The following is a 7,750-nucleotide window of genomic DNA, read 5'->3' as shown; positions in this document are numbered from 1 at the left end:
GGGGGGCACCCAGTTGGATGATATGAGGGTACCCGGACGGTTCTCTTCAGGGGACGCGCGAGGGTCCGTACGGGGGTAACGGCGCTTCAGCCGTATGGATATGCCCCCACAGATTTTTGCGCCGAATTTATTCGCTACGCTCGTCCATGAAATAGCCCCCCAAAAACCACGCGATCCCGCAGAAGAAGAACTGAATGGCGGCCGCGTCGACTGGCGCAAGCTGGGGTTGTTGTGACCAAACGCCTCCCGAAAAGGCCACAAGAGCGAGGAACGTGGCCCATCCACGGATGACCTTGGGGATCGGCTTGGTGATCCAGTGGTCCTGTCTGTCCTTGTCGTCGTCCTGCATAGTCCGGCTCCCCAAAATTGCTCTGACCCGGCCCTTGAACGCGCCCGCGAATGCTCACACAATTGTTCCCACATCTCGCGAACGGTGCCAAAACAAAAGGCGGAATAAGGGCTTACTTGAAGGGTGACATCATATCCTAGTCCCCCAGCCAGCCTCTCTTCCCAGGCTCAGAACGCGCGGCTTTACCGCTTTCCCCAAGCTGCTAGACTTGCCTCAACTGAGAACAGAGGGAATCCGGTGTTCGAAGCGCGATCGGGGCCTTGTGAGGGGGCGCCGGTACTGCTGCTTCCCGGATTTTAAGGATCGCGTGCAACACGACGATGAAGGCGGTGCAAGGGGCGCATCACGTCCCGCCGCCGGGCAATCCGTGCCATCCTTCCATCCCGGTCCCAATGGGGCCGAGGGCGGACAGGCTGGCGGGGATGCCGCCCGAAAAGACACCGGAACCGCGCCCGCGCGCCGTCGCAAGCGCCGGGGAAAGCGTGGCCGCGGCGGCAAGGCTGCAATGGCCGCCGCATCCGGGACAGCTGCGCCCGAGAATGCCGCGTCCGAGAGCGGCAAGACCGACGGCAAATCCGATACCGGCAACAGCGAGACGAAATCGCGCACGGCCCGCCGAAAGCGGCGCCGGAACAGGCGCGGTGCACCCGGAACTCGAGGGGCGGCGGGCGGCCGGGAAAAGCTCTACGCCGCGCTCGATCTCGGCACCAATAATTGCCGCCTGCTGATCGCCCGGCGCACGTCCGACGGCTTCAAGGTGGTGGATGCCTTCTCGCGCATCGTCCGGCTGGGCGAGGGCGTGGCCGCCAATGGCTGTCTGAGCGATCAGGCCATGGACCGGGCGGTGGAAGCACTGCGCATCTGTGCCGAAAAGATGGAGCGGCGCGGCGTCGGCCGGGCGCGCGCTATTGCGACGGCGGCCTGCCGCGCGGCGGATAACGGCCCGGATTTCATCAAGCGGGTGAAAAGGGAAGCGGGCCTCTCGCTCGAAATCGTCTCGACCGAGGATGAGGCGCGGCTTGCCCTGGCCGGTTGCGCGCCGCTGCTTGACCGGGACTGCGAGGCGGCGCTCGTCTTCGATATTGGCGGCGGCTCGACCGAACTCATCTGGGTCGAGATCGAGCGGCCCGGCGATGACGGCGCGGAGCCTGCGCGCCCGCGGATCGCGGACTGGATATCGCTGCCCCACGGGGTGGTGACGCTGGCCGAAAAATATGGCGGCGAGGATGTGTCGGAGGATATCTACCGGGAGATGGTCGAGGAGGTCGCAGGCCATCTCGAGCCCTTCGCGGCGCGCATGGCGGACTGGCATGAAGAAGCGCGCAACGGGGCGATGCCGCCTTTCCACCTTCTCGGCACGTCCGGCACCGTGACCACCATCGCGGGCGTCATGCTGGACCTTAAACGATATGACCGCACGGTGGTGGACGGGATCTGGCTGTCGCCGGGCGATGTGCACCGGGTGACGCGCGACCTGATCGCGATGGATTATGACAGCCGCGCCGGGCATCCTTGCGTCGGCGAGGAACGGGCCGATCTCGTTCTGGCGGGCTGCGCCATCTTCGAGGCGATCGCCGAGGCTTGGCCGAGCCAGCGCCTGCGCGTTGCCGACCGGGGCCTCAGGGAGGGCATATTGCTCTCCATGATGGACGCCGATGCATCGAAGGCGCGGCGACGGCGCAGGCGACGGCGGCGCAAGCAGAAGGCGAACCGGCAGCAGGGCCCGGCAGCGAATGCGACGGAAGCGAGTAGCGAGTAATGGTCGAGAAAAAGAAGGGCAGCGGCGCCCGTAGTCTGAAGGTGCGGGTGAAAACCGCGAAACGCCGCAAGACCTCATCCACGCGCTGGTTGCAGCGCCAGTTGAACGATCCTTACGTGCAGGCCGCCAAGCGCGACGGCTTGCGCTCGCGCGCGGCCTACAAGCTGACCGAGATGGACGACAAGTTTCACGTGCTGAAACCCGGCCAGCGCGTGGTGGACCTCGGCGCGGCGCCGGGTGGCTGGTGCCAGGTGGCGGTGGAGCGCGTGAAGGCGCCGACCGGGGAAGGGACAAAGCCCGGCAAGGCGCAAGGGGCCGTGGTCGGCATCGACCTTCTGGAAGTGGAGCCGGTGCCGGGTTCCACCATCCTGCAGATGGATTTTCTGGAAGAGGGCGCGGATGAGCGCCTGATCAAGGAACTGGGCGGGCTGCCCGATGTCGTGATGTCGGACATGGCGGCCAATACGACCGGCCACAAGCAGACCGACCATCTGAAGATCATGGCGCTGTGCGAGGCGGCGGCCCATTTCGCCATCGAGGTGCTGAACGAGGACGGCGACTTCATCGCCAAGGTGTTCCGGGGCGGCACGGAAAACGAGCTTCTGGCCTTCCTGAAGCAGCATTTCACGGTCGTGCGGCACGTGAAACCCAAGGCCAGCCGCGCCGATTCGTCGGAAATGTATGTGCTGGCGACCGGCTTCAAGGGCCGGGGAGAGGGTGCGGATGAGGTGGAAGAGGCCTGATTCCGAGGCCTCCGCCCGGCTTTTGCCCTTTACGTGAATGTCGTGCCGCATTGCGGCGAGAAGCGCTTTGCATATCCCCGCTTCGGTGTTAAGAACCAGCGCCAACACAAGGCAGGCAGGCTCGTTTTTCATTCGGGAAAACGGCCCCCCGACAGGAGGTTGGCATGAAAATCCGCGATGCTCTGACGTTCGATGATGTTCTGCTGTTGCCAGCGGCATCGACGGTCATGCCCAGCCAGGCGGAAACCCGCACCCGCCTTACCAAATCCATCCAGCTCGGCATCCCGATCATCTCCTCGGCGATGGACACCGTCACCGAAGCGCGGCTGGCCATCGCCATGGCGCAGGCCGGCGGCATGGGCGTCCTCCACCGCAACATGACCATCGAGGCGCAGGCCGAGCAGGTTCGCCAGGTGAAGAAGTTCGAAAGCGGCATGGTGGTGAACCCGGTCACCATCGGGCCGGATTCGACGCTGGCCGAAGCGCTGGACCTGATGGAGCGCAACCGGATTTCCGGCATCCCGGTCGTGGAGCCGGAAACGGGCAAGCTCGTCGGCATTCTCACCAACCGCGACGTGCGCTTTGCCAGCAATATGATCGAGCCCGTCCGCAACCTGATGACGAAGGAAAATCTCATCACGGTGAATGACGGGGTGAGCCAGGACGAGGCCAAGAAGCTTCTCCACAGGCACCGCATCGAAAAGCTGCTGGTGGTGGACGACGCCTATCGCTGCGTCGGCCTCATCACGGTGAAGGATATCGAGAAGGCCCAGCTTCATCCCAATGCGGCCAAGGACGGGCAGGGCCGCCTGCGGGTCGCCGCCGCCACCACGGTGGGCGACGAGGGCTATGAGCGCTCAGCCGCGCTGATCGACGGCGGCGCGGATGTGATCGTGGTCGATACCGCGCATGGCCATTCCGCCCGCGTGGCCGAGGCGGTGGAGCGGATCAAGAAGCTCTCCAATTCCACGCAGGTGATCGCCGGCAATGTGGCGACCGGCGACGGCGCGAAGTCGCTGATCGACGCGGGCGCCGACGCGGTGAAGGTCGGCATCGGGCCGGGCTCCATCTGCACCACGCGCATCGTGGCCGGTGTCGGCGTGCCGCAGCTCACCGCCATCATGGATGCGATGGAGGCGGCCCAGAAGACCGACACGCCGGTCATCGCCGATGGCGGCATCAAGTTTTCCGGCGATCTCGCCAAGGCCATCGCGGCGGGCGCGGAATGCGCCATGCTGGGTTCGCTCTTCGCGGGCACCGAGGAAAGCCCGGGCGAGGTCTTCCTCTATCAGGGCCGCAGCTACAAGGCCTATCGCGGCATGGGCTCGGTGGGCGCCATGGCGGTGGGCTCTGCCGACCGCTATTTCCAGCAGGATGTGAAAGACACGCTGAAGCTGGTGCCGGAAGGCATCGAGGGCCAGGTCGCCTATAAGGGCCCGGTCGGCACGGTGATCCACCAGCTCGTGGGCGGCCTGCGCGCCGCCATGGGCTATACCGGCGCAGCCTCGGTGAAGGATTTCCAGGAACGGGCCGAATTCGTCCGCATCTCGTCGGCCTCGCTGCGCGAAAGCCATGTCCATGACGTGACGATCACCCGCGAAGCCCCCAACTATCCCGGCGGCAGCAGCCTCTGAGAAAGCCGAAAGCCAAATAGGTCATGACCCCCGGCGCGCGGCTTTCCGCCGCGATCGATATTCTGGTCGATATTTTCCGCAGCGAGACGCCGGCGGACCGCATCTTCGAGAACGGGGCACGGGCAAGCCGCTATGCAGGCTCGAAGGACCACGCGGCGGTGAGCGCCATCGTCTATGGTGTGCTGCGCCACAAGGCGGAACTCGAACATGCGCTGGGCGCGCCCGCGCATGAGGCGACGCCGCGGCTGATGGCGGCGGGCTGGCTGACGCTGCGCGCAGGGGAAGAGGCCGACGCCGTGCTCGCCCTGATGACCGGCGAAAAGTACGCGCCGGAGCCAGCGAGCGAAGAGGAGGCCGCCGCGCTGACAGCGGCCGCGCTGCCCGGCCCGGAGGCCGCCCCCCATATCCGCCTCAACTATCCTGACTGGTTGCAGCCCGAATTCGAGGACGCATTCGGCGAGCGGCTGGAGCCGGAACTGGCCGCGCTGATGGACCGCGCGCCGACGGATTTGCGCGCCAACACGCTTAAAGCATCGCGTGAAGAGGCGCTGGCGACGCTGAAAGAGGCTGGCGTCGAGGTTGAGGAAGGAAGCCTATCCCCTTGGTCCATAAGGCTTTTGAAGAAAGCCAATTTGCCCGCCTTGAAACCCTTCAGGGACGGGCTTGTTGAGATTCAGGATGAAGGCTCGCAACTGGCCTGCCTGCTGGCGGGCGCCAGGCCGGGCGAACAGGCGGTCGATCTCTGCGCGGGCGGCGGCGGCAAATCGCTGGCGCTGGCAGCCACGATGGAAAATCACGGCCAGATCTTCGCCTGCGATCTGGAGGCGCGCCGCCTGAAGGCGCTCATGCCCCGGGCGCAGCGGGCGGGCTGCCGCAACATCCAGACCATGCCGCTGCATCCCTGGGTACCGGGCGAGGCGGACCCGGATCTCGCCGAGCTGACGGGCCGGGCCGACCTCGTTCTCGTGGATGCGCCCTGCTCGGGCACCGGCGCCTGGCGCCGTAGCCCCGATGCGCGCTGGCGGCTGACGACGGAAAAGCTCGCCGCCTATCGCGCGGCGCAGGCCGAAGTGCTGGAGCGCGCGGCCCCGCTGGTGAAACCCGGCGGGCGGCTCGTCTATGTCACCTGTTCGCTGCTGCCGTCGGAAAACGAGGACCGGGTGGCCGCCTTCCTCGCCGCCCATGAGGGTTTTGCCGCGGAGCCCTGGACGAAACACTGGCCGGAGGACCTGCCGCGCCCGGCGAGCCTTTCCGGCATCGCGCTGCGCCTCAGCCCGGCGACGAGCGGCACGGACGGGTTTTTCGTCGCCATCCTGCGGCGGAGGGCCTGACCCCGTGCCTTGCCTCCGCGCCCGCTTGACCGCTTTTCGCTATGATGGTCTATCGCCATCCATAATCTGCCTTCCCCCGTATTGCCCCGGAACATGCCTATGACCGAAGACCGCATCCTCATCATCGATTTCGGCAGCCAGGTGACGCAGCTCATCGCCCGGCGTATCCGCGAAAGCGGCGTCTATAGCGAGATCGTGCCCTTCAACAAGGTGGAGGAGATGTGGGAGAGCTTCGGGCCGAAGGGCGTCATCCTGTCGGGCAGCCCGTCCAGCGTCAGCCGCGAGGGAAGCCCCCGCGCGCCGCAATTCGTCTTCGAGGCGGGGCTGCCGGTGCTGGGCATCTGCTACGGCCAGCAGACCATGACGCTGCAACTGGGCGGCAAGGTGGAAGGGCATGACGAGCGCGAATTCGGCCGCGCCGCCATCGAGGTGCTGGAGGACAGCCCGCTTTTCGAGGGCGTGGCGCAGAAGGGCGAGACGGAACCCGTCTGGATGAGCCATGGCGACCGCGTGGTGAGCCTCGCGCCGGGCTTCAAGGTGATCGGCCAGAGCCGGGGCGCACCCTTCGCGGCCATCGCCGACGAGGACCGCCGCTTCTATGGCGTGCAGTTCCACCCGGAAGTCGTTCACACGCCGCGCGGGCGCGACATGCTGTGGAACTTCACGCACCGCATTTGCGGCTGCTCCGGCGACTGGACCATGGCCGCCTTCCGCGAGACCGAGATCGCCAAGGTGCGCGAACAGGTGGGCGAGGGCCGCGTCATCTGCGGGCTCTCGGGCGGGGTGGATTCATCCGTCGTCGCGGTGCTGTTGCATGAGGCCATCGGCGACCGGCTGCAATGCGTCTTCGTCGATACCGGCATGATGCGGGCGGGCGAGTCCGCCGAGGTCGTCTCGCTCTTCCGCGATCATTACAACATCCCGCTCGTGGCGGTGGATGCGAGCGAGCTTTTCCTCGGCAAGCTCGACGGCGTGACCGACCCGGAGCAGAAGCGCAAGATCATCGGCTCCACCTTCATCGACGTCTTCGAGGACGAGGCGAAGAAGGTGGGCGGCGCGGACTTCCTCGCGCAGGGGACGCTCTATCCGGATGTGATCGAAAGCGTGTCCTTCGCGGGCGGGCCGTCCGTCACCATCAAGAGCCACCACAATGTGGGCGGGCTGCCGGAACGCATGAACATGAAACTGGTGGAGCCGCTGCGCGAGCTCTTCAAGGACGAGGTGCGCGAGCTGGGCCGCGAGCTCGGCCTGCCGGAACAATTCGTCGGGCGGCATCCTTTCCCCGGGCCGGGGCTCGCGATCCGTGTGCCGGGCGAGATCACGGGCGAGAAGCTGGAAATTTTGCGCAAGGCCGACACGATCTATCTGGAGGAAATCCGCGCGGCGGGCCTCTACGACCAGATCTGGCAGGCCTTCGCGGTGCTGCTGCCGGTGCGCACGGTGGGCGTGATGGGCGACGAGCGCACCTACGACTATGTCTGCGCGCTCCGCGCTGTGACGTCACTCGACGGCATGACGGCGGACTACTACCCCTTCAGCCACGAATTCCTCGGCCATGTCTCGACGCGCATCATCAACGAGGTCCGCGGCATCAACCGCGTCGTCTACGACGTGACCTCCAAGCCGCCCGGAACGATCGAGTGGGAGTGAGGGAAGAGCAGAATTTATTTGGGGGAAATTATAGTTATGTTCGGGAAATACGAAACGTAGTCTTTGGTGTTTGCTGTCAATAATGGGAACTCAAGAACTTCTGCTAGGGCACCGATTAGAAAATCGGGTAATACGTTAGTTTTTGTTCCATTTCTTTTTTTGTATTCTTTGTAAGCTCTCCCCGCTCTAAGAGCCTGTTCCAAAAAGAGGTGTGTGATTTCAGCGGCTTATGATTCTGTTGGTTTGCGAACTAACAGGAGATCGATATGCCGTGGACTGAAATC

General features: G+C 65.2%; 6 protein-coding genes. 5 read left to right on the top strand and 1 reads right to left on the bottom strand.

The features are described 5' to 3' along the window. Positions 1-127: 127 nt before the first annotated feature. On the bottom strand, positions 128-349 hold the full coding sequence (locus CMI59_RS01305; protein ID WP_293323649.1) for a hypothetical protein: 222 nt from the start codon (positions 347-349) through the stop codon (positions 128-130). A gap of 505 nt (positions 350-854) precedes the next feature. Here CMI59_RS01305 and CMI59_RS01300 point away from each other — a divergent pair. From CMI59_RS01300 to guaA, 5 genes are all read left to right on the top strand, one after another. Continuing rightward, positions 855-2,108 carry a Ppx/GppA phosphatase family protein gene (locus CMI59_RS01300; protein WP_293323646.1) on the top strand — a complete coding sequence of 418 codons (1,254 nt, stop codon included), beginning with the start codon at positions 855-857 and terminating at the stop codon, positions 2,106-2,108. Further along, a complete protein-coding gene (locus CMI59_RS01295; RefSeq protein ID WP_293323644.1) occupies positions 2,108-2,851 on the top strand; it encodes an RlmE family RNA methyltransferase in 744 nt (247 codons plus the stop codon). Before CMI59_RS01300 ends, CMI59_RS01295 begins: the two co-directional genes overlap by 1 nt. Positions 2,852-3,015: 164 nt before the next feature. After that, the gene (gene guaB / locus CMI59_RS01290; protein ID WP_293323641.1) at positions 3,016-4,485 is read left to right on the top strand and encodes an IMP dehydrogenase; all 1,470 of its coding nucleotides are present in this window, start codon (positions 3,016-3,018) and stop codon (positions 4,483-4,485) included. 23 nt (positions 4,486-4,508) lie between these two features. After that, complete coding sequence (locus CMI59_RS01285; RefSeq protein ID WP_293323638.1) at positions 4,509-5,816, top strand: RsmB/NOP family class I SAM-dependent RNA methyltransferase; 1,308 nt, start codon at positions 4,509-4,511, stop codon at positions 5,814-5,816. Between the two features lie 99 nt (positions 5,817-5,915). Further along, positions 5,916-7,466 (top strand): glutamine-hydrolyzing GMP synthase, encoded by a 1,551-nt coding sequence (gene guaA / locus CMI59_RS01280; RefSeq protein ID WP_293323635.1) that lies wholly within the window; start codon positions 5,916-5,918, stop codon positions 7,464-7,466. The last annotated feature ends 284 nt before the right edge of the window (positions 7,467-7,750 follow it).

The organism is Parvibaculum sp. (assembly GCF_002684405.1).
Classification (GTDB): domain Bacteria; phylum Pseudomonadota; class Alphaproteobacteria; order Parvibaculales; family Parvibaculaceae; genus Parvibaculum.
The sequence above is the reverse complement of the archived record's forward strand: the minus strand, read 5'-3'. Positions and strand labels throughout refer to the sequence as shown.

What these genes read in the sequence shown, in the direction of transcription:
- guaA (WP_293323635.1), top strand. Translation starts at nt 5,916, where the DNA reads ATGACCGAAGACCGCATCCTCATCATCGATTTCGGCAGCCAGGTGACG.
- CMI59_RS01295 (WP_293323644.1), top strand. Translation starts at nt 2,108, where the DNA reads ATGGTCGAGAAAAAGAAGGGCAGCGGCGCCCGTAGTCTGAAGGTGCGG.
- CMI59_RS01300 (WP_293323646.1), top strand. Translation starts at nt 855, where the DNA reads ATGGCCGCCGCATCCGGGACAGCTGCGCCCGAGAATGCCGCGTCCGAG.
- guaB (WP_293323641.1), top strand. Translation starts at nt 3,016, where the DNA reads ATGAAAATCCGCGATGCTCTGACGTTCGATGATGTTCTGCTGTTGCCA.
- CMI59_RS01305 (WP_293323649.1), bottom strand. Translation starts at nt 349, where the DNA reads ATGCAGGACGACGACAAGGACAGACAGGACCACTGGATCACCAAGCCG.
- CMI59_RS01285 (WP_293323638.1), top strand. Translation starts at nt 4,509, where the DNA reads ATGACCCCCGGCGCGCGGCTTTCCGCCGCGATCGATATTCTGGTCGAT.